Annotated in this window: 1 protein-coding gene; it reads right to left on the reverse strand. The window is 51.1% G+C overall.

From position 1 onward, the window contains the following. On the reverse strand, positions 1-237 hold a 237-nt coding region (locus RYX56_RS25175), incomplete at both ends, for a hypothetical protein (protein WP_317124490.1).

Genomic DNA, 237 nt, shown 5'->3' on the forward strand with positions numbered 1-237 from the left:
GGGCGATGAAGGCATACAGTCCGGCGTGGTCGTCGCCGGAATATGGATTCTTTTCCGGTTTTGCCATTCCAAAGTCGTCCACTTCCATTGATTCCGGTGCGTGGGAACCAAATAAACCATCATCAGGGAATTTATCCTTTACCACCCTCACCGGATAGGCGACTGTGCCAAGCCAGGACACGATATCCCCATCAATCACAACAGCATCAAACTTCTTTGAGTGCAGGGCTTCCAGCT

The sequence above is a fragment of the Alkalihalophilus lindianensis genome, from assembly GCF_032843265.1.
Taxonomy (GTDB): domain Bacteria; phylum Bacillota; class Bacilli; order Bacillales; family Bacillaceae_D; genus Alkalihalophilus; species Alkalihalophilus lindianensis.